The organism is Bacillus sp. ABR, from assembly GCF_056172715.1.
In genome coordinates this window covers 591397-616546 of sequence record NZ_JAOYSL010000002.1, presented here as the reverse complement: position 1 = coordinate 616546, position 25150 = coordinate 591397, and the positions used below count along the sequence as shown (strand labels likewise).

Here is a 25150-nt window from a genome sequence, read left to right as displayed (position 1 = left end):
AGAAAATTATGGAATTTAAAAATCAAGTATACGGTATTATTGCAGAGGTTTGTCAGGATGACGTTGTGAAAGAAAATCCAGAGATTGCGATTTTTGAAGAAGGTCTTCTTGATTCATTTGGTACAGTAGAACTGCTTATGGCAATTGAAAGTCAACTCGGAATCACTGTTCCGATTACAGAATTCGATCGTGATGTGTGGGATACGCCGAATCATATTGCTGAGCAGCTGGCAGAGATGAAGTAATGAAAAAGCGTTTTTTTGGGCCGCTTATTTTAGCGGCTGTTCTATTCATTGGTGTTCTTCTTGTACCAAATGCATGGCTCTCACACCTGATCCCAAAAGACAAATTACAAAAGTCAGCTACAGAATTAGATCCAGGGATGTTTCAAGGGCTTTATTTACAAGATGAAATGCTAAAAGATCCAACTTATTTGCCGATCTATGGATCTTCTGAACTATCACGTTTTGATCCATATCACCCTTCGAATTTCTTTCATGAGAATCCTCAAGGGTTTACACCTTATCTTATTGGAAAAGGTGGATCGCAATCATTAATTCATGCGATGAACTTTGCAGCGCATATGGATGAATTAAAAGGGAAGAAGCTTGTATTTATCGTGTCCCCACAATGGTTTGTGAAATGGGGATCTGACGAGAATCACTTTGCACCTAACTATTCAGCGCTTCAAGCGCTGAATCTCGCCTATAATAAAGAAATTGATCCAACTGTGAAAAAAGAGCTGATCAAAAGAATCATGAAGTTTAAAGCAGTCAAAAACGACATGGTGATTACAGAGCTTTTTAAAGCAGAGCTATCTGGAAACAAGTTCGCTTATGGCGCGATTTCTCCTATTGCGAAAATGTATTATGGTATGCTTCAAAAGAAAGACATGTACTATACGATTGGATCGGGGCATGAGCGCAAGCTTCAACCGTCTCCTTCAGTCAAAGGAAAAACATGGGCAGAGCTTGAAAAAGAAGCGAGCATTTTTGGTGCGAAAAGAGCAGGGGATAACCCGTTTTATATTAATCAAAAACTGTTTGACCGCAAACTGAAACCGATCATGAAGAAAATGAAGGATTCCCGTGAAGGTCATTCTTATGCCGAATCACCAGAATATAAAGATTTTCAAATCATGCTGGATATTTTAAAACAAGCAGGGGCAAAGCCTTTGTTTGTAACGATTCCTGTCAACGGAAAGTGGTATGATTACACTGGTTTTCCGAAAGAAGGCCGTACAGGTTATTATGAAAAAATCAATCGTCAAATTCGAGATAATGGGTATGAAGTCGCAGATTTGACTAAGCATGAGTACGATCCATATTTCTTTAAAGATACGATTCATGTGTCTTATAAAGGATGGGTTTACATCGATAAAGCAATTGAAAAGTTTTACAAAGAGCAGTAGAAAGAGCAGCTTTCTGCTGCTCTTTGTTTGTCGAATCAGCGGATATCTTGTATAACTGAGGGAAAAGGGCTATGCTGTAGATGGAGGCGATATGATGAATCGTTCTGAGAAAAAAGAACTATTAAAGCGTTCGAAGAAGCATTTTAATGATCATGCCTTTTGGGAAAAGCTAAAAAAGACGGCACAAAAAGCTGGTGTCTCTCTAGTCTATGCTGTGCTATTACTTTACTATACATTGCAAAAACCCGAAGTGCCTGTCAAAGCAAAGACCTTGATTATTGGAGCACTCGGCTACTTTATCCTTCCGCTTGACCTCATTCCTGATACATTGATTGGTGTCGGCTATACAGATGATTTAGGCGCCATTACATTTGCTCTATTTCAAGTAGCAATGTACATTGATGATGATGTGAAAGGAAAAGCAAAAGACAGGCTGTCAAAATGGTTCGGCGAAAAAACCGATACGTCTTTGATTGATCAAAAGCTTGAGGATGGCGGTATGCCGTCTGCATAAAGAAAAGCCTCCGTTATTGGAGGCTTTAGCGTGTAGACAAACCCTCGCATTCGTTGTCAGGTCTGCGCTCCAGTGCTCACGAATGTTTCAATTCGCTCCGCTCCGGTGCTCGTCCTTCCTAGACTGCAAAGGTTTTCTATCACGCTGAAAAGAAGACAAAGGGCTAAAATGATTTTCATTTTAGCCCTTTGTCAACAATCTGAAGCCTCCGTTATTGGAGGCTTTTTTCTTTTATCCTAAAAATTTCACGCAAACTGGATGAGGGACGGTAATGTCTGATTGTAATACAGTGAGTCGTCCTGTTTCTTTGTCGCGTTTGTATAACACGAGATTGCTAGATTCTTGGTTTGAACCGACGAGGAATTCTTCTGTTGGATCAAGCACAAAATCTCTAGGCCAGTTTCCTTCAGAAGAAGCAATCTCGACTAGGCTTAATCGGCCGTCAGCGTCTGTTTTAAAAATCGCAATGCTGTCATGACCGCGATTTCCTGCATAAACAAATTGGCCGTCTGAAGAGACATGAATGGCACTTCCTTGATTGTTCTCTGTAAAATCGCTTGGAATGGTCGCGATTGTTTGAATCTCTTCAAAATGACCATCTTCAAAGTAACGAAGCACAATGACCTCTGAGCTTAGCTCTGTCATGACATATGCCACAGGTTTCGTTGGGTGGAATGTGATATGACGAGGTCCGCTGCCTGGCTTTGTTTCAAATGTATGAGCAAGCTGAAGTTTGCCGTCTTCTTTCTTATACGTATAAATTCCATCTGTTCCAAGGTCAACAGCCACAGCAAATTGTTCATCTGGCGTGAGACCCATAAAGTGGGTGTGTGGCTTTTCCTGACGATCTTCGTTAGGGCCAGTTCCTTCATGCTGCGCCTGTGAGAGCGTGCGGATCACTGAGCCATTTTCAGCATCGATCTCATACATCTCTGCTGTCCCTTTATGATAGTTTGCTGTATACGCTGTTTTCGTTTGACTGTCCACGCTGACGTGACAAGGAGAAGCTCCATCGGCAAGCTCTTGGTTGATGAAGTGAAGTCTGCCTGTTGTTGAATCAATTTGATACGCAGCAAGGCCGCCCTGTGATCCTTTTTTCACAACAGCATAAACAAAATTTTGATCCTCTGACACGGTTAAATATGTAGGATTTTCAAGCTCAGCAGCGACTTCTACTTGCTCAATCTGCTGCTTGTCCGTATTTAATGTAAACGTATAAACGCCTTTACTGTCTCCCTTTGTATACGTACCGATATAACCTCTGATGTTAGCCATGTATTGCCCTCCTTCTATTAGATGCTCTCATTCTATCATAAATTCATAGGAAAACGCTTTAGAAAGGCATGCCAAAAGAAAAAACAAAGTCATTGAAATCTCACAATATTCATCAAAAATTATGTGAAAAAATATCACAAAAGTTTTCTCAAAAGAAAAGCGTTCATGTAAAGTAAATAAATTGAAGAAAAAATACAAAAAATTTTAAGTTTTTTCATTCCTTGTCTAGCAAAGGTGTAAGCGTATACATTTAATTTTGATTAGTCTAAATTGTCTAATAATTTTAAAAATGCTGTTGACACTGTATGGAAAGCGGCGTAAGATGGGTTCAACAAAAGCTAAACAAACACGCAGTGCAAGCGATTGACACTTCAAAATAAAGTGTCTGAAAATTCAACTACTTTTTGTTTGAAAGAGAGGGTGCTCACTGAAAATGGAAGACCAAAAGGAACAGTGGATCTTTTTAAACGATGAACTCGTGAAAAAAGAGGATGCGAAAATTTCAGTTTACGATCATGGCTTTTTATATGGCGACGGTGTTTTCGAAGGGATTCGCGTGTATAACGGAAATATCTTTCGAATGAAAGAACATTTAGACCGTCTGTATGATTCCGCCAGATCCATTATGCTGAACATTCCATATTCACTTGAGGAACTCACGGAAAAAATGATTCATACAGTTGAAAGGAACGGCCTAAAGGATGCCTATATCCGCCTTGTTGTCTCAAGAGGAGCGGGTGATCTTGGATTAGATCCTAACAACTGCGGGAGAGCCAACACAGTGATCATTGTAGAGCCGCTGGCCATTTTTCCAAAGCACCTATATGAAACGGGTATTGACATTGTGACGGTTCCAACAAGACGAAATCGTCCAGATGTTCTTAGCCCAAAAGTGAAATCATTAAACTATTTGAATAACATTCTTGTCCGAATCGAAGCCCATATGGCCGGTGTGAGTGAAGCGCTGATGCTGAACGATCAAGGGTACGTGGCGGAAGGTTCTGCAGACAACGTGTTTATTTATAAAAAAGGCAAGCTTTATACACCGCCAGGTTATATCGGCGCACTTGAAGGCATCACAAGAAATGCCATCATGGAAATTGCAGAAGACTTAGGCTACGAAGTGAAAGAAGAACCTTTCACAAGACATGATGTGTATACAGCAGAAGAAGTATTTCTAACAGGAACCGCAGCCGAAGTCATCGCCGTTGTAAAAGTTGACGGCCGTACAATCGGTGAAGGGAAACCTGGGTTCCACACAAACAAACTTCTTGAACAATTCCGTAAGCGGGTAGTTGAAGAAGGAGAAAAAGTTGTTTTTACAGATGAAAACATTCATGCAAGTTAAATAGATATCGATAAACGTTGAAGAGGACTAGTAGCTTTAGAGTCAGTATCTACAGAGAGCCGGTGCTAGCTGGAAACCGGTGTTACTTTCTAAAGTGAACTCACCTCTGAGTGTCTGCTTGAAATGATAGTAGGGCAGGCCGAGTGACATTGCTCACTCGTTACCAAAATGGACGAAAGATGTCCATGAGACGGCAACAGGGTTTGCCGTGAACAAGGGTGGTACCGCGAAAAACAAAGCTTTTTCGCCCCTTTGACCTAGTGAAAAGTAGTGTCATTGTGGGGTGAGAAGGCTTTTTTATATGGTCTCATATCTCTATCTTGAATGGAAAAGGGTGAAAGGACTTGACTGAAGCAAGACAAAGAGGAGGAAATCAAATGGGGACAAATGTACAAATGGAGACGGAAAAATCAAAAGCACCACAAACGATGAACGGTGCACTCATGTTAATTGAAGCACTCAAAAGAGAAAAAGTAGAAGTCATTTTCGGCTATCCAGGCGGAGCAGTTTTACCAATCTACGATAAAATTTACGATTCTGGTTTATTTCATGTTCTGCCAAGACATGAGCAGGGAGCGATTCACGCAGCAGAAGGATACGCAAGAGTATCTGGTAAACCAGGTGTTGTCATTGCAACATCAGGGCCTGGAGCGACAAACCTTGTGACAGGAATTGCAGATGCGATGATTGATTCACTTCCCCTAGTTGTATTCACAGGGCAGGTGGCAACGTCAGTCATTGGATCGGATGCTTTCCAAGAAGCAGATGTACTCGGCATCACAATGCCAATTACAAAGCACAGCTACCAGGTGAGAAATCCAGAGGAATTACCGGGTGTCATCAAAGAGGCATTCCATATTGCAACAACAGGCAGACCTGGTCCAGTATTGATCGATATTCCAAAAGATGTCGCAGGCATTGAAGGAACGTTTGAATATGACCAGCCAATTGATTTACCTGGTTATCAGCCAAAAGTAGAGCCGAACTATTTGCAAATTCGCAAATTAGTAGAAGCTGTCAGCAGAGCGAAAAAACCAGTCATTCTAGCAGGAGCCGGCGTTCTTCATGGCAAAGCATCTGAAGAATTAAGACAGTATGTAGAGCAGCAGCAAATCCCAGTCGCTCATACATTGCTTGGACTTGGCGGATTCCCGGCAAAGCATCCTCTTTTCCTAGGGATGGCTGGTATGCATGGCACATATGCAGCAAACATGGCTCTTCATCAATGTGACCTGCTCATTTCAATCGGAGCAAGATTTGATGACAGGGTAACAGGCAACCTCAATCATTTTGCGAAACATGCGAAGGTCGCTCATATTGACATCGACCCAGCGGAAATTGGCAAGAACATTCATACCCATATCCCGGTTGTTGGAGACAGTAAGCTCGTTCTTGAAGAGCTGATCAAACAAGACGGGAAGCAAGGGGAATCAGACGAATGGAAAAATCAATTAGATCAGTGGAAGGAAGAATATCCACTCTGGTACGTTGAAAACGAAGCTGAAGGTTTTAAACCTCAAAAGCTGATTGAATACATTCATCAATTCACAAAAGGTGAAGCCATTGTCGCAACTGATGTCGGACAGCATCAAATGTGGGCGGCACAGTTCTATCCATTTGAAAATGCAGATAAGTGGGTCACATCTGGAGGACTTGGCACAATGGGCTTCGGATTACCAGCAGCCATCGGCGCCCAGCTTGCTGATCAAGAGGCAACCGTTGTAGCGATTTTAGGAGACGGAGGTTTCCAAATGACCCTGCAAGAACTTGCCGTTATCCGTGAGCTGAACCTTCCAGTCAAAGTGATTGTACTCAATAATCACAGCCTTGGAATGGTAAGACAATGGCAAGAAATTTTCTACGAAGAACGCTACTCACATTCTAAATTTTCAGAGCAGCCAGACTTCGTGAAATTATCTGAAGCTTATGGCATTAAAGGAATCAGAATCTCATCAGACGAAGAGGCGAAAGAAAAGCTCGAAGAAGCCTTAACCTCTAGAGAGCCTGTTTTCATCGATGTCAATGTAGCGAGAGATGAAAAAGTATTCCCGATGGTAGCACCGGGGAAAGGACTTCATGAGATGGTGGGGGTGAAACCTTGAAAAGAATTATTGTGTTGACTGTATTAAATCGATCAGGCGTACTGAACAGAATCACAGGCCTCTTTACCAAAAGACACTACAACATTGAAAGCATTACGGTCGGCCATTCTGAGATTCAAGATGTATCACGCATCACGTTCGTCGTCCATGTAGACCAAGAGAAAGACATCGAACAGCTGACAAAACAGCTGAACAAACAAATCGATGTTCTGAAAGTAACAGACATTACAAACCAATCAATCGTTCAGCGAGAGCTGGCTTTGATAAAAGTCGTATCTGCACCAGCATCTAGAATGGAGATCACGGGGGTCATTGAACCTTTTAGAGCTTCTATTGTAGATGTGAGCAGAGAGAGTGTCGTCATTCAGGTGACAGGTGAGTCTTCAAAAATTGAAGCGCTCATTGAATTACTTAAGCCATACGGCATTAAAGAAGTCGCCAGAACTGGCACCACGGCCTTTGCGAGAGATAATCAGCAAAAGCCGCAAACAAATAAAACAATTTCAATTGTCTAAACAAAAGGAGAGAGTCAAATGGTAAAAGTATATTATAACGGTGATATTCAAGAAAACGTATTAAATGGTCAAAAGGTAGCGATCATTGGTTACGGATCACAAGGTCATGCACATGCATTGAACTTAAAAGAAAGCGGCGTAGATGTCATCGTCGGCGTGAGAAAAGGCGGATCTTATACAAAAGCACAAGAAGACGGTCATCAAGTATTCACAGTAAAAGAAGCAGCAGCACAAGCAGACGTCGTCATGGTACTACTTCCAGATGAGCAGCAAAAGAAAGTATATGATGAAGAAATCAAAGATCAATTAGAAGCTGGAAACTCACTTGTATTCGCACACGGATTCAACGTTCACTTCCATCAAATTGTTCCTCCAAGTGACGTAGACGTGTATCTAGTAGCTCCAAAAGGTCCAGGACATCTTGTGAGAAGAACGTATGAGCAAGGCGCTGGTGTACCTGCCCTATTTGCTATCTATCAAGATGTATCTGGCCAAGCGAAAGACAAAGCACTTGCTTATGCGAAAGCGATCGGCGGAGCAAGAGCTGGCGTTCTTGAAACAACATTTAAAGAAGAAACAGAAACGGATCTTTTCGGTGAGCAGGCAGTTCTTTGTGGAGGTCTTACTTCACTAGTGAAAGCAGGTTTCGAAACGTTAACAGAAGCTGGTTATCAGCCAGAGCTTGCATACTTCGAGTGTCTGCATGAACTGAAATTAATCGTTGACCTTATGTATGAAGAAGGATTAGAAGGCATGAGATATTCAATCTCTGATACAGCACAATGGGGTGACTTCGTATCAGGACCACGCGTTGTAGATGCAAAAGTAAAAGAATCGATGAAAGCTGTTTTGACTGATATCCAAAACGGAACTTTTGCAAAAGAATGGATCGTTGAAAACCAAGTGAATCGTCCACGTTTCAATGCAATCAATGCAAATGAAAATGAGCACCAAATTGAAATCGTTGGTAGAAAGCTTCGTGAAATGATGCCTTTCGTTAAACAAGGAAAGAAAAAGGAAGCGGTGAGCGTCGGTGCGGAAAATTAATTTTTTTGACACAACACTTCGAGATGGAGAGCAATCACCAGGAGTGAACTTAAATGCACAAGAAAAGCTAATCATTGCAAAGCAGCTTGAGCGCCTTGGGGTTAATATCATTGAAGCGGGTTTTCCCGCTTCATCCCGAGGGGATTTCTTAGGCGTACAAGAAATAGCAAGAACGATTAAAAACTGTTCTGTTGCTGGTCTTGCACGATGTGTGAAAGGTGACATTGATGCTGCATGGGAAGCATTAAAAGATGGAGTGGAGCCAAGGCTTCATGTCTTTATTGCTACTTCTGACATTCACCTGAAGCATAAACTAAAGAAAACACGTGAAGAAGTCGTAGAACAGGCTGTCGCAATGGTGAAATATGCGAAAGAACGTTTTCCAGTTGTCCAATGGTCAGCAGAAGATGCGTGCCGTACAGATCTTGCTTTCTTGGCAGAAATTGTAGAAAAGGTCATTGACGCTGGGGCGAGTGTCATTAACTTGCCAGATACAGTTGGATACCTAGCGCCAAAAGAGTACGGGAATATCTTTAAATATATGAAGGAACACGTTCCGAATATCGACCGCGTTAACTTGTCCGCTCACTGTCACGATGATCTAGGAATGGCTGTGGCAAACTCACTTGCTGCCATTGAAAATGGAGCAGATCAAATCGAAACGGCTGTCAACGGAATTGGCGAGCGCGCTGGAAATGCCGCGTTAGAGGAAATTGCAGTAGCTCTTCATATTCGAAAAGACTTTTACCAGGTCGAATCAACGATTCAATTGAATGAAATTAAGCGTACAAGTGATGTAGTGAGCAAATACTCAGGAATGATTGTGCCGCGTAATAAAGCAGTCGTTGGAAACAACGCTTTTGCACATGAATCAGGTATTCACCAAGATGGTTTCCTCAAAGAAAAAACAACCTATGAAATTATTTCTCCAGAGCTTGTCGGTGTGACAACAGATGTGCTTGTCCTTGGAAAACACTCCGGAAGACACGCGTTTAAAGACCGCATGAAAACACTAGGCTTTAAACTAACGGAAGACGAAATCAATAAATTCTTTGAGACTTTCAAGAACTTGACAGAGAAGAAGAAAGAAATTACAGATGATGATTTGATCTCTATTATATTAGAAGAAAAAGTAGCAGATCGAAAAATTGGCTACGAATTTGAAAGTCTGCAAGTGCATTATGGAACAGAACAAATGCCAACAGCAACAGTTTCTCTGAAAAACCAAGAAACACAGGCAGTCATTCAAGAAGCAGCTACAGGTGCAGGCAGTGTAGAAGCTGTGTACAACACGCTTGAGCGCTGTATGGAAGAAAGAATTCATTTGCTGGACTACCGCATTCAATCAAATGGAAAAGGCAGAGATGCACTAGCAGAAGTATATGTCACTGTTTCAATAGAAGGAAAAGAAACAGCAGGACGCGGTGTAGCGCAAGATGTGCTTGAAGCATCGGCGAAAGCTTACGTCAATGCAGTGAACAGACATTTAATCTTCAAATCAAATCTAATTGAAATTGAGAAACATCACGCGATCTCTTAGGAAAGGAGGAAGGTTCTCATGAAAAAGAAAATTGCACTTTTGCCCGGCGATGGAATCGGACCGGAAGTCGTGACATCTGCAGTCGCTGTCCTTCAAGAGACAGCGGCTCAATTTCAGCACGAATTCGAATTTGAAACTGCGCTCATTGGCGGTATCGCAATAGATGAAAAAAATAACCCGCTTCCAAAGGAAACAGTAGATGTATGCAAAAGCGCTGATGCGATTTTATTAGGAGCAGTCGGCGGACCAAAGTGGGATCAAAACCCGCCAGAGCTTCGTCCAGAAAAAGGCTTGCTCGCCATTCGTAAGCAGCTGGACTTATTTGCTAACATCCGCCCTGTAAAGGTGTTTGATAGCTTAAGCGAGGCATCTCCGTTAAAACAGGATCACATTAACGGAGTCGATTTCGTCATCGTTCGTGAATTAACAGGCGGTCTCTATTTTGGTGAACCAAGCGAACGCTATACAGATGATGAAGGAAAAGAAGCTGCCGTTGATACGCTCCTTTATACAAAGGAAGAAATTGTCCGCGTATTAAAAGAAGCGTTCGATATGGCCTTAACGAGACGGAAAAAAGTGACGTCTGTGGATAAAGCGAATGTTCTTGCTTCTAGTAAACTATGGCGGGATGCAGTAGAAGAAGTTGCTTCTCAATATCCAGAAGTTGAATTTGAGCATATGCTCGTTGACAATGCCGCCATGCAGCTGATTTACAAGCCCGCTCAATTTGATGTCATTGTGACAGAGAATATGTTCGGTGACATTTTAAGTGATGAAGCTTCGATGATTACTGGATCACTCGGCATGCTGCCATCTGCTAGTTTATCAAGCACAGGCCTTCATTTGTATGAGCCAATTCATGGTTCAGCACCCGATATTGCGGGGCAAAACGTTGCAAACCCTCTGGCAACCATTTTATCAGCAGCAAGCTTGCTTAGAACATCCTTTGCATTAGAAGAAGAAGCGGCTGCAATAGAAGACGCTGTGGAAGCTGTTCTTGCCTCTGGCAAACGAACAAAAGATTTAGCAGCAAAAGAGGGAACATATCAAACGACTGAAGAAATCACTAATGCGGTTGTAGACGCACTCAAGCAGCGCGTGCAAACGATTGTATAAATAGAATCTTGTGGAATTAGATAGAGGGAGGAAAAGGGTTATGCCTCGAACAATCATCGAAAAAATATGGGATCAGCATATAGTCAAAAGCGGCGAGGGGAAACCAGACCTTTTATATATTGATCTGCACTTGGTGCATGAAGTGACATCACCTCAAGCATTTGAAGGATTAAGACAAAAAGGGCGTAAGGTGAGAAGACCTCAAAACACGTTTGCGACGATGGATCACAACATCCCAACTGTGAATCGATTTGTGATTAAAGATGAGATTGCTAAAAAGCAAGTGAGTGCCTTAGAGCGCAACTGTGCGGAATTTGGCGTTCGTCTTGCTGATCTCCACAGTGTTGACCAGGGAATCGTCCATGTCGTTGGACCGGAGCTTGGATTGACACTTCCGGGGAAAACAATCGTTTGTGGAGATAGTCATACATCAACTCACGGCGCGTTTGGCGCACTTGCCTTTGGGATCGGTACAAGTGAGGTTGAACATGTACTTTCTACACAAACACTTTGGCAGCAGCGTCCGAAAACGCTAGAAATTAGAGTAGACGGAAAGCTTCAAAAAGGGGTAACCGCCAAAGATGTCATTTTAGCCGTCATTGGTGCACACGGCGTGAAGTTCGGTTCAGGTTATGTCATTGAATACACTGGGGAAGTATTCAGAAACATGACGATGGATGAGCGGATGACTGTTTGTAATATGTCGATTGAAGCAGGCGCGAGAGCAGGATTGATTGCACCTGATGAAGTCACCTTCGAATATTGCCGCGGCCGGAAATATGCACCGCAGGGCGAGGATTTCGAAGCAGCTATTAAAGAATGGGAAGAACTTAGAACAGATCCAGGTGCAACCTACGATAAAACCATTGTGTTAGATGGAAATAAGATTTCACCAATGGTTACGTGGGGAATTAACCCAGGAATGGTACTGCCTGTGGATGCATCAATTCCAGGACCTGAGGACTTTGCACAAGAAGATGATCAAAAAGAAGCGATTCGTGCTTACGAATACATGGGAGTCCATCCGCATCAGCGTATAGAAGATATTACGATTGAGCATGTCTTTATCGGCTCATGTACGAACTCAAGAATGACTGATTTACGCCAAGCCGCTTCTATGATTGAAGGACAAAAAGTAGCAGATCATGTCAGAGCGATTGTGGTGCCTGGCTCTCAAAGTGTCAAATTGCAAGCAGAAAAAGAAGGTCTTCATGAAATCTTCCTTGAAGCAGGATTTGAATGGAGAGAATCAGGCTGCAGTATGTGCCTTAGTATGAATAACGATGTGGTACCGGAGGGCGAACGCTGCGCGTCCACATCAAACCGTAACTTTGAAGGGCGTCAAGGGAAGGGTGCGAGAACGCATCTTGTCAGCCCGGCAATGGCTGCAATGGCTGCGATACATGGCCGCTTTGTCGATGTCAGGAAGTTTAATCAAGAGAAAACAGTCGTGTAAGGAGTTGTCATAGATGGAGCCTTTAGTCACTCATAAAGGGAAAGCCGCTGTGCTTAACCGGATCAATGTAGATACAGACCAAATTATTCCGAAGCAATTTTTAAAAAGAATCGAACGAACAGGATATGGCCGCTTTGCCTTTTTCGACTGGCGTTATTTAGCCGATGGCAGCCCAAATCCAGATTTCGAACTGAATCAGCCGATCTATGAAGGAGCATCGATTTTGATCGCAGGAGAAAACTTTGGCTGCGGATCATCTAGGGAACATGCTCCTTGGGCGCTTGATGATTATGGCTTTAAAATTGTCATCGCACCATCATTCGCAGATATATTTCATCAAAACTGCTTTAAAAATGGGATGCTTCCGATTCGCCTTGATTATGATGTGTGGAAAACCTTCGCAGCGTCATATGAGAACAAAGGGTATGAGATGACGGTTGATCTTGAAAAACAGCAAATAGAAGATCACGAAGGGAATATCACCCCTTTTCAAGTCGACCCTCACTGGAGAGAAATGCTCATAAATGGTTATGATGAGATTTCATTAACATTACTACTAGAAGATGACATTCAAGCATTTGAAGAAAAGCGCAGCAGCTGGCTGCGCGCCTAAGCAACGAGAAGCTGTCCGCCCGAGGTGTGACGGCTTCTTTTTTGCATGAAAACCTCTCGTTACTTGTGTTTACTAATCTTCGTTGGTAAACTGATAAAAAATATGCGCCCGAAAGGAACGTAAGCATGAAGCATGACAAGAAGAAAGATAATGTCATTTTGTTTCCTGGTCTGAAAGAAAGACTGATTGAAAAAGGAATGGCAGCATTAAAAGATAAACAGTATCAAGAGGCGCTTCACTTGTTTTCAGAAGCAAAATCGTATGATGACGATGAAGAATCCGATATTCACCTCGGAATGGCAATTTGTTTTCTGGAGCTGGGTGAGCTGCAGGATGCAAAGCGTGTTTGTGAAAAAATGCTGCATGAAGGATATGGCCACTATTTCACTGTGCTCCAAGTGTATATGACGATCTTAATTCAGCTGAAAGAATATGAAGAAGTTAAACAGACAATTGAGGCTGTGCTCGAGGAAAACCATCTTCCGGCAGAAAGCGCGGAGCATTTTTACAAGCTGCTCGAATTTAGTAGAAAAATGATTGAATCACCTGAAGAGATTTTAGATGAAGATGAGGACGCCGGAAGTGAGGTCAACATAGATGACATGCTGAAGCGGCCGGAAGAACAGGTTCAGTTCATCCATTCATTGAAAGACCGGAATATTAAACCGCATATGGGTCTATTAAATACTATCTTACAAAATCCTGATGGGAACCCTTTGGTCAAATCAATGATCCTGCAGCTTCTGGCAGATCATGATGTGGCAAAGCCGGTTCATGTGACAAAATTCGGTGATTCTTTAACACTTATTCCTTCTGAGGCTGTAAAGCCAGAGCAGATGCCGCTTCTTCAGCAAGTCCTTCGTATGCTCGATGACACGCTCGGCAATGAGAACCCAACCCTTTACCAAGGCGTGGAAGAGCTATGGCGCCGGCACTTATTTGTGCTGTATCCATTTCTTCCTAAGTACACAGATCCGAGTCTTTGGGCAGCGGCACTTCATAAAGTCGGCTATGAAATGCATGGGATCGAGATTGAACTCGAAGAATTGCATCTATTGTATGAATTTAACGAACGAGAGCTGAGAGAAGCTTGTACAATGCTGAAAGATATTGAAGAAATTTCTTATTTGTAATTTGTCGATTTAGTTGAAAGACGGACTTGTTATGTTATAATATAATGGTTGTATTTGTGCATATATAGTGCAGTTGTCAGATTCCAACGGTTGAAAGACGATATGTATAATCAAGTCAAATGTTGTATACATAATGCAAGCTTCTTAGCGGAGTGCGTGGTTTTTGATTGGACGAAGTCTTTATGATGCTTTAGAATGGAGCAACGCACAATCTGAATAGATTTTTGGAGGGAAACACACATGTCAGTAAAATGGGAAAAACAAGAAGGTAACGAAGGCGTTCTAACTGTAGAAGTTGACGCTGAAACATTTAACAAAGCACTTGATGATGCATTTAAGAAAGTGGTTAAGCAAGTATCAATCCCTGGATTCCGTAAAGGGAAAGTACCACGTGGTCTTTTCGAGCAGCGTTTTGGTGTAGAATCTCTTTATCAAGATGCATTAGATATTCTTCTTCCAGTTGAATATCCAAAAGCAATCGACGAAGCTGGTATCGAGCCAGTTGACCGCCCTGAAATCGATGTTGAGAAAATCGAAAAAGGCGAAAGCTTAATCTTCACTGCAAAAGTAACAGTGAAACCTGAAGTAAAACTTGGTGACTACAAAGGTCTTAACGTAGAAAAAGACGACACAGCTGTTACTGATGAAGATGTACAAGAAGAGCTTAAAGGCATGCAAAACCGTCAAGCTGAGCTTGTTGTCAAAGAAGAAGGCGCAATCGAAAACGGCGATACAGTTGTTCTTGATTTCGAAGGATTCGTTGATGGAGAAGCATTCGAAGGCGGAAAAGCTGAGAACTACTCTCTTGAAGTAGGTTCTGGTTCATTCATCCCTGGGTTCGAAGAGCAATTAGTTGGTCTTGAAGCTGGCGCTGAAAAAGACGTAGAAGTTACATTCCCAGAAGAATACCATGCTGAAGACCTTGCAGGTAAACCAGCTGTATTCAAAGTGAAAATTCATGAAATCAAAGCAAAAGAACTTCCAGCACTTGACGATGAGTTCGCTAAAGATGTTGATGAAGAAGTAGAAACACTTGCTGAGTTAACTGAAAAAACGAAGAAACGTCTTGAAGAAGCAAAAGAAAACGAAGCAGAAGGAAAATTTCGTGAAGAGCTAGTTGCGAAAGCTTCTGAAAATGCGGAAGTTGACATCCCACAAGCGATGGTTGACACAGAGCTAGACCGCATGATGAAAGAATTCGAACAACGTCTTCAAATGCAAGGTATGAACCTTGAGCTTTACTTCCAATTCTCTGGACAAGATGAAGATGCGCTTAAAGAGCAAATGAAAGAAGATGCTGCTAAACGCGTAAAATCTAACCTAACACTTGAAGCAATTGCTGCTGCAGAAAACTTACAAGTGTCTGACGAAGAAGTGGAAGAAGAACTTTCAAAAATGGCTGAAGCATACAACATGCCAATTGAAAATATCAAACAAGCGATCGGATCTACTGAAGCAATGAAAGAAGATCTAAAAGTTCGTAAAGCAATTGATTTTCTTGTAGAAAACCGTTAATATGGTGCATAATAATAAAACAGGGCGCGAGTGACTCGTGCCTTGTTTTGTACAATTTTTGACTTATCATCGCTTCTTTTGGAAACGATAGTGTAAGTCGCATCTTTCTGTCATACATATCTCAATGTGCAGTGTTAGAAACACATCGTTACCGTCTTTTAGGAAAGTATGGTAAAATGCATACATACTGGACCCAGAAAGGTAGCTGACTGTTAGCTACAGGCAAGTGAAGAAGAATAAGGGGTGAAAGAATGTTTAAATTCAACGAGGAAAAAGGTCAATTAAAATGCTCGTTTTGCGGAAAAACGCAAGATCAAGTGCGTAAACTGGTCGCAGGACCTGGCGTATATATATGTGATGAATGTATCGAGCTTTGCACGGAAATAGTTGAAGAAGAGCTCGGCACAGAGGAAGAAGTTGAATTCAAGGATGTTCCGAAGCCTCATGAAATTCGGGAGATTCTTGATGAATATGTCATCGGACAAGACAATGCGAAAAAATCCTTAGCTGTAGCGGTTTATAACCATTACAAACGGATCAATTCCAACAGCAAGATTGATGATGTTGAGCTTTCGAAAAGTAATATTTCTATGATTGGACCAACAGGAAGCGGTAAAACATTACTTGCTCAAACACTTGCTCGTATTTTAAATGTTCCATTTGCGATCGCAGATGCAACATCATTAACAGAAGCAGGTTATGTTGGTGAAGACGTAGAGAATATTTTACTAAAGCTGATCCAGGCAGCGGATTATGATGTAGAAAAAGCGGAAAAAGGCATTATCTACATCGATGAGATCGATAAAGTAGCAAGAAAATCAGAAAACCCTTCTATCACTCGAGATGTATCTGGGGAAGGTGTCCAGCAAGCCCTTTTGAAAATTCTTGAAGGAACAGTTGCTAGTGTACCGCCTCAAGGTGGACGTAAGCATCCTCATCAAGAATTCATTCAAATCGATACAACAAATATCCTCTTTATTTGTGGTGGAGCCTTTGACGGCATTGAGCAAATCATCAAACGCCGCTTAGGTCAAAAAGTAATTGGATTCGGTGCGGAAAATAAAGTCGAAGATCTTGAAAAAGAAGTCCTTCTATCAAAAGTACTGCCAGAAGACTTGCTTCGCTTCGGTTTAATTCCAGAATTCATCGGTCGTCTACCGGTTATTGCAAGCCTAGAGCCGTTAGATGAAAAAGCACTTGTAGAAATCTTGACGAAGCCTAAAAATGCGCTCGTTAAGCAATATACAAAAATGCTTGAGCTTGACGATGTAGAGCTTGAATTTGAAGAAGATGCTCTTAGCGAAATTGCGAAAAAAGCAATTGAGCGTAAAACAGGAGCTCGTGGTCTTCGCTCGATCATTGAAGGCATCATGCTTGATGTGATGTTTGACCTTCCATCTCGTGATGATATTGAAAAATGTGTCATCACTGGTGCAACGGTTGCTGATGGTGAGCCGCCGCGTCTTGTGTTAAAAGATGGCACAGTCGTCAACAAAGATACAAAAACATCTGCATAAGAGAAGTCTCACTCCTGAATCATTTTGATTCAGGAGTTTTTTATTTATCGTGGAAGACGTGTTTATTCCGTCCAGCTCTAGGAAATACTAGCAGACAGAAACCAATACATACGATAGATGAAGGAGGGAGCACCGATTGAGCTGGACAGGAATCGTATTATTTATACAGCTGTTCTTTGGTATCGTCATCGGGCTGTACTTTTGGAACTTACTGCGAAATCAGCGCACACAAAAGGTGACGATAGACAAAGAATCAAAGAAAGAAATGGAAGCACTCAGAAAGATGCGCTCAATCAAGCTGAGTGAGCCTTTATCAGAGAGAGTCCGGCCAAAGGGATTTCAAGATATTGTAGGGCAGGAAGACGGCATTCGTGCTCTAAAAGCAGCGCTTTGCGGACCAAATCCTCAGCATGTCATTGTCTACGGCCCACCGGGAGTTGGAAAAACAGCCGCTGCCCGTCTTGTCATGGATGAAGCGAAACGTCATGCTGATTCACCGTTTAAGAAAGATGCGGTATTTGTGGAGCTCGATGCCACAACCGCAAGATTCGATGAACGGGGCATCGCAGACCCACTCATTGGTTCCGTGCATGACCCGATTTACCAAGGGGCGGGAGCGATGGGACAGGCAGGCATTCCGCAGCCAAAACAAGGAGCCGTTACGCATGCTCATGGCGGGGTTCTGTTTATTGATGAAATTGGCGAACTGCATCCGATCCAAATGAACAAAATGCTGAAAGTCCTTGAAGATCGGAAAGTATTTTTAGACAGTGCCTACTACAGTGAGGAAAACACCCAAATTCCGAATCACATCCACGATATTTTTCAGAATGGGCTTCCGGCTGATTTCCGGTTGATTGGTGCTACGACAAGAACACCTGAAGAAATTCCACCAGCCATTCGCTCAAGGTGTTTGGAAATTTTCTTTAAGGATCTTGACCAGCATGAACTGAAAATTGTTGCTGCTAAGGCTGTCCAAAAAATCCAAAAGGAATTAAGTGATGAAGGGCTGAACCTGTTAACCTCCTATGTGAAAAATGGCCGTGAAGCAGTCAATATGGTGCAGATCGCCGCTGGAATGGCCGTCACAGAAAACCGAAAAGACATCACGATCGAAGATGTCGAGTGGGTCATTCATTCAAGTCAGCTGACACCAAGATATGAACAAAAAGTACCGGAAAAGCCAAAAGTCGGGGTAGTGAATGGTCTGGCTGTCTACGGACCAAACAGCGGTGCCCTGCTTGAGATTGAAGTGAATATATGTAAGGCGCTTGAAAAAGGCAGTATCAACATTACAGGCATTGCAGAAGAAGAAAGCATTGGCAGTCAGTCTAAATCCATTAGACGAAAAAGTATGGCCAAAGGGTCTGTTGAAAATGTATTAACAGTGCTGAGAAACTTAGGCATACGGACAAATGAATATGACATCCATATTAATTTCCCAGGCGGTGCCCCGATTGATGGACCGTCTGCTGGGATTGCCATGGCGGCGGCGATTTTCTCTGCCATTCATCAAATCCCGATTGATCATCTGACAGCAATGACAGGTGAAATCGGATTGCAGGGTCAGGTGAAGCCGATCGGCGGTGTGATACCGAAGATTAAGGCGGCGAAACAAGCTGGTGCCACAACCGTGATTATTCCTTATGACAACCAGCAGTCGATCTTAAAAGAGATTGAAGGCGTCACCATTGTGCCTGTGAAGCACTTCCAAGAGGTGCTGGATCAGTGTTTGGTCAACCCGCCAGACGAGAAGAAAGATGGACTAGAAGAGGAAATGAAAAGAAAATCTGTTTAATCCCCATCACATATGGGGATTTTTTAGTGAAATAGATCTTTTTTTCTTTTTCAAGATAAAAAGAAAGGGTATACTACGGTAAGATCATCATTTCTCAAGTCTTTTACATTGTACAAGACTGAAACAGGTATATTATAATGATTCATACTAGTGACGGAGGTGTCAATCAACATGGCAGATGAAATCAAAAAGAATGTTCCGCTCCTCCCATTGCGAGGCTTGCTTGTTTATCCAACAATGGTCTTGCATTTGGACGTTGGACGCGAGAAGTCTGTTCAAGCATTAGAACAGGCGATGATGAACGATCATATGATTTTTCTAGCAACACAGCGGGAAATTTCAATAGATGAACCAGGTGAAGAGGAAATTTTCAAAGTCGGCACCTACACAAAAATTAAACAAATGCTGAAGCTGCCGAATGGAACGATTCGTGTACTCGTAGAGGGCTTAAATCGAGCGCAGATCGAATCATATGTGGAGCTTGAGGACTATACGTCCGTCGATATTAAAGAATTGGCAGAAGAAGATTTAAAGGACGCAGAAGCAGAAGCACTCATGCGCACTTTGTTAGATCACTTTGATCAGTACATAAAAATTTCAAAAAAAATCTCAGCTGAAACATATGCAACGGTGACGGATATTGAGGAACCGGGGAGAATGGCAGATATCGTCGCTTCTCACCTGCCGCTTAAATTAAAGGACAAACAAGAAGTACTGGAAACAGTGGATGTTAAAAAACGTCTGAACCGTGTCATCAGCTTAATCCACAATGAAAAAGAAGTGCTGGAGATTGAAAAGAAAATTGGTCAGCGCGTCAAACGTTCAATGGAACGAACGCAAAAAGAATATTATTTGCGTGAACAAATGAAAGCCATTCAAAAGGAGCTAGGTGACAAAGAAGGAAAAACGGGCGAAGTCAGTTCATTAATGTCTAAAATCGAAGAGTCCAGCATGCCGGATTCTGTTCGTGAAACGGCACTAAAAGAATTGAACCGTTATGAAAAAATTCCTTCAAGCTCTGCGGAGAGCTCTGTCATTCGAAATTATATTGATTGGCTGATCAATCTTCCATGGGGCATCTATACAGAAGATCGTCTAGATTTAAAGCTGGCAAGTGAGATTTTAGATGATGAGCATCATGGGCTGGAAAAGGTCAAAGAACGTGTGCTTGAATATCTTGCTGTACAGAAGCTGACCAATTCATTAAAAGGACCGATTCTTTGCTTAGCAGGACCTCCTGGGGTAGGGAAAACGTCACTTGCCAAATCGATTGCTAAATCACTTGACCGAAAGTTTATCCGTATCTCTCTTGGCGGTGTGCGTGATGAATCTGAGATTCGTGGACATAGAAGAACGTATGTAGGCGCGATGCCAGGCCGCATCATTCGCGGGATGAGCAAGGCAGGCACAATGAATCCGGTGTTTCTTTTAGATGAAATTGATAAGATGTCCTCTGATTTTAGAGGTGATCCGTCTTCTGCGATGCTTGAAGTGCTGGATCCAGAGCAAAATCACAACTTTAGCGATCACTATATTGAAGAGACATTTGATTTATCACAAGTGTTATTTATTGCCACTGCCAACAATTTAGCAACCATTCCGGGCCCACTTCGTGATAGAATGGAGATTATCACGATTGCAGGGTATACAGAGGTTGAAAAAGCAGAGATTGTGAAAGATCACCTTCTGCCGAAGCAGCTAAAGGAGCACGGATTAAAGAAAGGGAACTTGCAGCTTCGTGAAGCAGCGATTTATGATATGATCCGCTATTACACAAGAGAAGCAGGAGTTCGCGGGTTAGAGCGTCAGCTTGCGGCCATTTGCCGAAAAGCGGCAAGAGCGATTGTGGCTGAAGACCGAAAACGCATCACAGTGACGGAAAAGAACTTATCTGAATTCCTTGGAAAAAGACTTTACCGTTATGGTCAGGCTGAAACAACAGACCAAGTGGGGGTTGTTACAGGACTTGCGTATACGACAGTTGGCGGAGACACCCTATCAATTGAGGTATCACTCTCGCCTGGTAAAGGCAAGCTCTTGTTAACAGGTAAGCTTGGTGATGTCATGAGAGAATCTGCACAGGCGGCATTCAGTTATATTCGTTCCAAAGCAGGTGAACTGAACATTGATCCTAATTTTAATGAAAAGCACGATATTCATATCCATGTTCCAGAGGGTGCGGTTCCAAAGGACGGGCCATCAGCTGGTATCACCATTGCGACGGCTCTTGTATCAGCACTCACAGGACGTCCTGTGTCAAAAGAGGTTGGTATGACAGGAGAGATAACGTTAAGAGGAAGAGTGCTTCCGATTGGCGGACTAAAAGAAAAAGCATTAGGCGCACATCGTGCAGGATTGAAAACCATTATTCTTCCAAAGGACAATGAGAAGGATATTGATGATATTCCTGAAAGTGTGAGAGAAGGACTAACCTTTATTCCGGTCTCACATTTAGATGAGGTGCTTGAGAAAGCGTTGGTAGGAGAGGGAAGATGAAAGTAACAAAATCAGATATCGTCATTAGTGCGGTGAAACCAGAGCAGTACCCGAGCGGCGGACTGCCTGAAATCGCGCTTGCTGGACGATCAAATGTTGGAAAGTCCTCGTTCATCAACTCATTGATTAATCGTAAAAATTTAGCGCGTACGTCTTCTAAACCAGGTAAGACACAGACGCTTAATTTCTACATTATTAATGATATGCTCCATTTTGTGGACGTTCCGGGCTACGGCTTTGCCAAAGTATCAAAAACAGAGCGCGAAGCCTGGGGTAGAATGATCGAAACGTATATTACAATGCGTGAAGAATTAAAAGCAGTTGTCCAAATTGTGGACCTGCGTCATAAGCCATCAGTAGATGATGTGAACATGTATGAATTCCTTAAATATTACGGAGTTCCCGTGATCGTCATCGCTACAAAAGCGGATAAAATTCCAAAAGGCAAATGGGAAAAACATGCGAAAGTCGTCAAACAGACGCTCGACATTGACCCATCAGATGAACTCATCTTATTCTCTTCTGAAACAAAAAAGGGGAAAGATGAAGCCTGGAATGCGATCCTTGCGAAAGTAAACGGCTAAAAAAAGCATCTGCGATGAGCAGATGCTTTTTTACATTAGTTTTCTTTTCAGCGTGAGATGAAAACCCTTGAAGTCTAGAAAGGACGAGTACTGGCGCGGAGCGAATTTGATATTCGTGAGCACCAGCACGCAGGACTGACACCGAATGCGAGGGTTTGTCTTCTCGCTGAAGGCATCTGCGATGAGCAGATGCTTTTTTATTGTATAAGTTATTTCCTTTTTAAAAATAATAAGAGGAGACTGACAGCAATCAGTACATAAGGCCAGTACAATTCAAAGCCAGAAGTAGGAATCGAAAGGGAACTTAGCTGTTTTGTAATTTGCTGAAAGAAATAAAGGAACAGACCGAGTGCGATCAGCACAACACTTTCAATACGATATTCTTTTTTCTGAGATGATTTCACAAAGAGTGCAAGTCCTACGATGAATACAATCATCGTAAATGTGTCTGGCCAGTGGTCCAATTTAGGCTGAAGAATAAAGTGTAGCGAAAGGCCTGTCATAAGCATACCGATAAACACATGAGCGCTTTCTTGCTCCTTCTTTCCTTGATATAAAAAAGCGAGTCCAAAAAGCAGTACAAGTGTATACCATTTCTCTTGATCCTTCCAAATGTCAAATTGACCTCCTGAGAGAATGGCATATAGCGCTACAGCCAGTAAAGTAAGCGGCAGCAAAATGGATTTCTTCTTCAAAGATGTCACCTTCTTTTAAGCAGATCATTTGTCCGCACGCGCCAAATCTGGTAAATTGCTTGAAGTGATGATAAGGCATAAACGGTGTCGAACATTTTTCTACTATATCACAACATTTTTGAAATCTGTTCACAATTTTTATCCAGTTAAAAATGAATATATGTTATAATCATTATAAATAATAAATTCTATATTGTAATTATTATAAATTAGACAGGGCGTTGGGGGTGCAAGCTGAAGTTATGCATATTCTTGTTGTGGGTTTAGATTATAAAACAGCCCCTGTTGAGATACGGGAACAGCTGAGCTTTGAACCGAGTGAGCTCGGAACAGCGATGTCCAAGCTTAAAGAAGAAAAAAGCATTCTAGAGAATATCGTCATCTCAACATGTAATCGAACAGAGATCTACGCAGTAGTAGATCAGCTTCATACTGGACGGTTTTATATAAAAAGATTTTTAGCCGATTGGTTCGGTTTAGAAAAAGAAGATGTCTCTCCTTATTTGAAGTTCTATGAAAACGATGGAGCGGTTGAGCATTTATTCCGTGTGGCCTGTGGACTTGATTCCATGGTCATTGGTGAAACGCAAATACTCGGTCAAGTACGCTCAAGTTTTAAAGTAGCTCAAGAGGAGAAGACCATTGGTACCGTTTTCAATTATTTATTTAAACAGGCGGTCACTGTTGCAAAACGCTCTCATGCGGAAACGGATATTGCGTCTAATGCGGTGTCTGTCAGCTATGCAGCGGTTGAGCTTGCTAAAAAAATCTTTGGACGTCTTTCTGATAAGCATGTCCTGATTCTTGGCGCGGGCAAAATGGGCGAACTGGCGGCTCAAAACCTTCAAGGGCAAGGAATTGGCCAAGTAACGGTTATCAACCGAACATTTGAGAAGGCAAAGGAATTGGCCGGTCGTTTTTCAGGAGAGCCTAAGAGCTTAAACCAATTAGAAAAAACATTATCCGAAGCGGACATTTTAATCAGCTCAACGGGTGCGAAACAATTTGTCATTACAAAAGAAATGGTCGAAAGTGCGAATAAAAAGCGGAAGGGCAGACCTCTATTTATGGTAGATATTGCTGTACCCCGTGATTTAGATCCAGCCATTTCTGAAGTAGAAGGTGCTTTTTTGTATGACATTGATGACCTTGAAGGCATCGTGGCTGCCAACTTAAAAGAGCGCCGTGCAGTGGCTGAGCAGGTTGAGCTCCTGATTGAAGCAGAAATTGTAGAATTTAAGCAATGGCTGAATACGTTAGGTGTTGTTCCAGTCATTTCTGCACTTAGAGAAAAGGCACTCACAATTCAAGCCGATACGATGCAGAGTATTGAGCGGAAGCTTCCAAACCTCACAAACCGTGAAATGAAGCTGTTAAATAAACATACGAAAAGCATCATCAACCAAATGCTGAAAGATCCTATCTTAAAGGCAAAAGAAATTGCCGCGGAGCCAAATGCAGAGGAGAAACTTTTACTCTTTAAAGAAATCTTTGATTTACAGGTTGAAGATGAAGAGAAAAAGGTCGAACCTGTACAGGTGGAGCAAGGGGCATTTCAGCTGTTCAAACCAAATATGGCACAAGGCTTTGCTACAGTTGCCAGTGAGTGATTAAGCGATGATGGAATCCATTGTAGCGAGACTCAATGAAGCAACGATCTTAATCTATGCACTAAGTGTCTTGTTCTATTTCATAGATTTTCTTCAACACAACCGGAAGGCTGGAAAAATGGCTTTCTGGTTGCTTTCTATTGTCTGGCTGCTGCAAACAGTCTACATGTTCTATATTATGATGGAAACAGACCGATTCCCTGTGTTGAATGTAGCAGAGGGGTTATATTTTTATACGTGGGTGCTTGTGACACTTTCTCTTGTGCTCACAAAAATATTGCGCGTTGAATTTATTGTCTTTTTTACAAATGTGATCGGTTTTTCCATGATGGCGATTCATACCTTTACACCATCTGACCTCCATTCAGCAGAACTAACGGGGAAGCTGACGAGTGAACTGCTCGTGATTCATATTACGATGGCGATTTTATCCTACGGTGCCTTTTCACTTTCTTTTGCATTTTCACTGCTTTATCTCTTTCAATATCGTTTGCTGAAAAAGAAAAAATGGGGAAAATGGCTTTTGAGAATTGAAGACTTATCAAAGCTGGATCATATGGCATACGTATTAAACATTATTGGTGTGCCAATGCTTTTGCTTAGTTTAATTCTTGGCATCATTTGGGCATATATCTCGTATGATACGTTGTACTGGACAGATGCAAAGGTGCTTGGTTCGTTTATTATGCTGTTTTTATATGGCTTTTACTTATATATCAGATTGGTGAGAAATATGCAGGGCAAAATCGTGGCATTTTGGAATGTCGCTTCATTCCTTGTGCTGATGATCAATTATTTTCTGCTTGGTAGCTTATCAACCTTTCATTGGTTTCAATAATGATGAGTCTTAAAGGCATTGTCGGGA

At 42.1% G+C, this 25150-nt stretch carries 21 protein-coding genes and 1 other annotated feature; of the genes, 19 read left to right on the top strand and 2 right to left on the bottom strand.

Annotated features, from left to right (window positions below; all coding sequences use genetic code 11):
* Positions 1–8: 8 nt before the first annotated feature.
* The 3 genes from dltC (at position 9) to OIT90_RS08545 (ending at position 1925) form a co-directional block, all read left to right on the top strand.
* Positions 9–245 carry a D-alanine--poly(phosphoribitol) ligase subunit 2 gene (gene dltC / locus OIT90_RS08555; protein WP_024423191.1) on the top strand — a complete coding sequence of 79 codons (237 nt, stop codon included), beginning with the start codon at positions 9–11 and terminating at the stop codon, positions 243–245.
* A complete protein-coding gene (gene dltD, locus OIT90_RS08550; protein WP_106025794.1) occupies positions 245–1411 on the top strand; it encodes a D-alanyl-lipoteichoic acid biosynthesis protein DltD in 1167 nt (388 codons plus the stop codon). Before dltC ends, dltD begins: the two co-directional genes overlap by 1 nt.
* A gap of 94 nt (positions 1412–1505) precedes the next feature.
* Complete coding sequence (locus tag OIT90_RS08545) at positions 1506–1925, top strand: YkvA family protein (RefSeq protein WP_058838320.1); 420 nt, start codon at positions 1506–1508, stop codon at positions 1923–1925.
* Between the two features lie 231 nt (positions 1926–2156).
* Here OIT90_RS08545 and OIT90_RS08540 read toward each other — a convergent pair whose 3' ends face one another.
* Entirely contained in the window at positions 2157–3200 is a 1044-nt protein-coding gene (locus OIT90_RS08540) for a lactonase family protein (protein ID WP_058838321.1), read from the bottom strand.
* 433 nt (positions 3201–3633) lie between these two features.
* Here OIT90_RS08540 and ilvE point away from each other — a divergent pair, with 433 nt between their 5' ends.
* The 14 genes from ilvE to yihA all read left to right on the top strand — a co-directional run bounded on the left by ilvE (position 3634) and on the right by yihA (position 21980).
* The gene (ilvE, locus tag OIT90_RS08535; RefSeq protein WP_039180440.1) at positions 3634–4548 is read left to right on the top strand and encodes a branched-chain-amino-acid transaminase; all 915 of its coding nucleotides are present in this window, start codon (positions 3634–3636) and stop codon (positions 4546–4548) included.
* 8 nt (positions 4549–4556) lie between these two features.
* Positions 4557–4803 (top strand) — a binding site (T-box leader).
* A gap of 122 nt (positions 4804–4925) precedes the next feature.
* On the top strand, positions 4926–6650 hold the full coding sequence (ilvB, locus tag OIT90_RS08530; RefSeq protein WP_025092480.1) for an acetolactate synthase large subunit: 1725 nt from the start codon (positions 4926–4928) through the stop codon (positions 6648–6650).
* Positions 6647–7165: an acetolactate synthase small subunit gene (ilvN, locus tag OIT90_RS08525; protein ID WP_007501584.1), complete on the top strand. Its 519-nt coding sequence runs from the start codon at positions 6647–6649 to the stop codon at positions 7163–7165. Before ilvB ends, ilvN begins: the two co-directional genes overlap by 4 nt.
* A gap of 18 nt (positions 7166–7183) precedes the next feature.
* Entirely contained in the window at positions 7184–8212 is a 1029-nt protein-coding gene (gene ilvC, locus OIT90_RS08520) for a ketol-acid reductoisomerase (RefSeq protein ID WP_024423187.1), read from the top strand.
* A complete protein-coding gene (locus tag OIT90_RS08515; protein WP_039180437.1) occupies positions 8199–9752 on the top strand; it encodes a 2-isopropylmalate synthase in 1554 nt (517 codons plus the stop codon). The genes ilvC and OIT90_RS08515 overlap by 14 nt, the downstream gene beginning before the upstream one ends.
* Positions 9753–9770: 18 nt before the next feature.
* A complete protein-coding gene (leuB, locus tag OIT90_RS08510) occupies positions 9771–10868 on the top strand; it encodes a 3-isopropylmalate dehydrogenase (protein ID WP_041086488.1) in 1098 nt (365 codons plus the stop codon).
* Positions 10869–10908: 40 nt separating this feature from the next.
* A complete protein-coding gene (gene leuC, locus OIT90_RS08505; protein WP_039180431.1) occupies positions 10909–12324 on the top strand; it encodes a 3-isopropylmalate dehydratase large subunit in 1416 nt (471 codons plus the stop codon).
* A gap of 13 nt (positions 12325–12337) precedes the next feature.
* Positions 12338–12937 (top strand): 3-isopropylmalate dehydratase small subunit, encoded by a 600-nt coding sequence (gene leuD / locus OIT90_RS08500; RefSeq protein ID WP_212044069.1) that lies wholly within the window; start codon positions 12338–12340, stop codon positions 12935–12937.
* A 125-nt stretch (positions 12938–13062) separates the two neighbouring features.
* Positions 13063–14070 (top strand): DNA damage checkpoint antagonist DdcA, encoded by a 1008-nt coding sequence (gene ddcA / locus OIT90_RS08495; protein ID WP_039180427.1) that lies wholly within the window; start codon positions 13063–13065, stop codon positions 14068–14070.
* A 240-nt stretch (positions 14071–14310) separates the two neighbouring features.
* On the top strand, positions 14311–15585 hold the full coding sequence (tig, locus tag OIT90_RS08490; protein ID WP_474892443.1) for a trigger factor: 1275 nt from the start codon (positions 14311–14313) through the stop codon (positions 15583–15585).
* Positions 15586–15836: 251 nt separating this feature from the next.
* Positions 15837–17102 (top strand): ATP-dependent protease ATP-binding subunit ClpX, encoded by a 1266-nt coding sequence (clpX, locus tag OIT90_RS08485; RefSeq protein ID WP_024423180.1) that lies wholly within the window; start codon positions 15837–15839, stop codon positions 17100–17102.
* Between the two features lie 136 nt (positions 17103–17238).
* Complete coding sequence (gene lonB, locus OIT90_RS08480; protein WP_474892442.1) at positions 17239–18900, top strand: ATP-dependent protease LonB; 1662 nt, start codon at positions 17239–17241, stop codon at positions 18898–18900.
* A gap of 171 nt (positions 18901–19071) precedes the next feature.
* The gene (lon, locus tag OIT90_RS08475) at positions 19072–21396 is read left to right on the top strand and encodes an endopeptidase La (protein ID WP_474892441.1); all 2325 of its coding nucleotides are present in this window, start codon (positions 19072–19074) and stop codon (positions 21394–21396) included.
* Positions 21393–21980: a ribosome biogenesis GTP-binding protein YihA/YsxC gene (yihA, locus tag OIT90_RS08470; protein WP_024423177.1), complete on the top strand. Its 588-nt coding sequence runs from the start codon at positions 21393–21395 to the stop codon at positions 21978–21980. The genes lon and yihA overlap by 4 nt, the downstream gene beginning before the upstream one ends.
* A 209-nt stretch (positions 21981–22189) precedes the next feature.
* Here the strand turns inward: yihA and OIT90_RS08465 are convergent, their stop codons facing one another.
* The gene (locus tag OIT90_RS08465) at positions 22190–22675 is read right to left on the bottom strand and encodes a hypothetical protein (RefSeq protein ID WP_034279808.1); all 486 of its coding nucleotides are present in this window, start codon (positions 22673–22675) and stop codon (positions 22190–22192) included.
* 242 nt (positions 22676–22917) lie between these two features.
* Here OIT90_RS08465 and hemA point away from each other — a divergent pair, with 242 nt between their 5' ends.
* Together hemA and OIT90_RS08455 are read left to right on the top strand one after the other, a co-directional pair.
* Positions 22918–24285: a glutamyl-tRNA reductase gene (gene hemA, locus OIT90_RS08460; protein WP_151284531.1), complete on the top strand. Its 1368-nt coding sequence runs from the start codon at positions 22918–22920 to the stop codon at positions 24283–24285.
* Between the two features lie 7 nt (positions 24286–24292).
* Positions 24293–25123, top strand: a complete 831-nt coding sequence (locus OIT90_RS08455; protein ID WP_039180413.1) for a cytochrome c biogenesis protein — start codon at positions 24293–24295, stop codon at positions 25121–25123.
* The last annotated feature ends 27 nt before the right edge of the window (positions 25124–25150 follow it).

Excerpts from the sequence above, each read along its gene's own strand:
- lon (WP_474892441.1), top strand. The coding sequence starts at position 19,072 with ATGGCAGATGAAATCAAAAAGAATGTTCCGCTCCTCCCATTGCGAGGC.
- tig (WP_474892443.1), top strand. The coding sequence starts at position 14,311 with ATGTCAGTAAAATGGGAAAAACAAGAAGGTAACGAAGGCGTTCTAACT.
- ddcA (WP_039180427.1), top strand. The coding sequence starts at position 13,063 with ATGAAGCATGACAAGAAGAAAGATAATGTCATTTTGTTTCCTGGTCTG.
- leuC (WP_039180431.1), top strand. The coding sequence starts at position 10,909 with ATGCCTCGAACAATCATCGAAAAAATATGGGATCAGCATATAGTCAAA.
- ilvB (WP_025092480.1), top strand. The coding sequence starts at position 4,926 with ATGGGGACAAATGTACAAATGGAGACGGAAAAATCAAAAGCACCACAA.
- ilvE (WP_039180440.1), top strand. The coding sequence starts at position 3,634 with ATGGAAGACCAAAAGGAACAGTGGATCTTTTTAAACGATGAACTCGTG.
- dltD (WP_106025794.1), top strand. The coding sequence starts at position 245 with ATGAAAAAGCGTTTTTTTGGGCCGCTTATTTTAGCGGCTGTTCTATTC.
- OIT90_RS08545 (WP_058838320.1), top strand. The coding sequence starts at position 1,506 with ATGAATCGTTCTGAGAAAAAAGAACTATTAAAGCGTTCGAAGAAGCAT.
- hemA (WP_151284531.1), top strand. The coding sequence starts at position 22,918 with ATGCATATTCTTGTTGTGGGTTTAGATTATAAAACAGCCCCTGTTGAG.
- yihA (WP_024423177.1), top strand. The coding sequence starts at position 21,393 with ATGAAAGTAACAAAATCAGATATCGTCATTAGTGCGGTGAAACCAGAG.
- leuD (WP_212044069.1), top strand. The coding sequence starts at position 12,338 with ATGGAGCCTTTAGTCACTCATAAAGGGAAAGCCGCTGTGCTTAACCGG.
- OIT90_RS08455 (WP_039180413.1), top strand. The coding sequence starts at position 24,293 with ATGATGGAATCCATTGTAGCGAGACTCAATGAAGCAACGATCTTAATC.
- leuB (WP_041086488.1), top strand. The coding sequence starts at position 9,771 with ATGAAAAAGAAAATTGCACTTTTGCCCGGCGATGGAATCGGACCGGAA.
- clpX (WP_024423180.1), top strand. The coding sequence starts at position 15,837 with ATGTTTAAATTCAACGAGGAAAAAGGTCAATTAAAATGCTCGTTTTGC.
- ilvC (WP_024423187.1), top strand. The coding sequence starts at position 7,184 with ATGGTAAAAGTATATTATAACGGTGATATTCAAGAAAACGTATTAAAT.
- OIT90_RS08540 (WP_058838321.1), bottom strand. The coding sequence starts at position 3,200 with ATGGCTAACATCAGAGGTTATATCGGTACGTATACAAAGGGAGACAGT.
- dltC (WP_024423191.1), top strand. The coding sequence starts at position 9 with ATGGAATTTAAAAATCAAGTATACGGTATTATTGCAGAGGTTTGTCAG.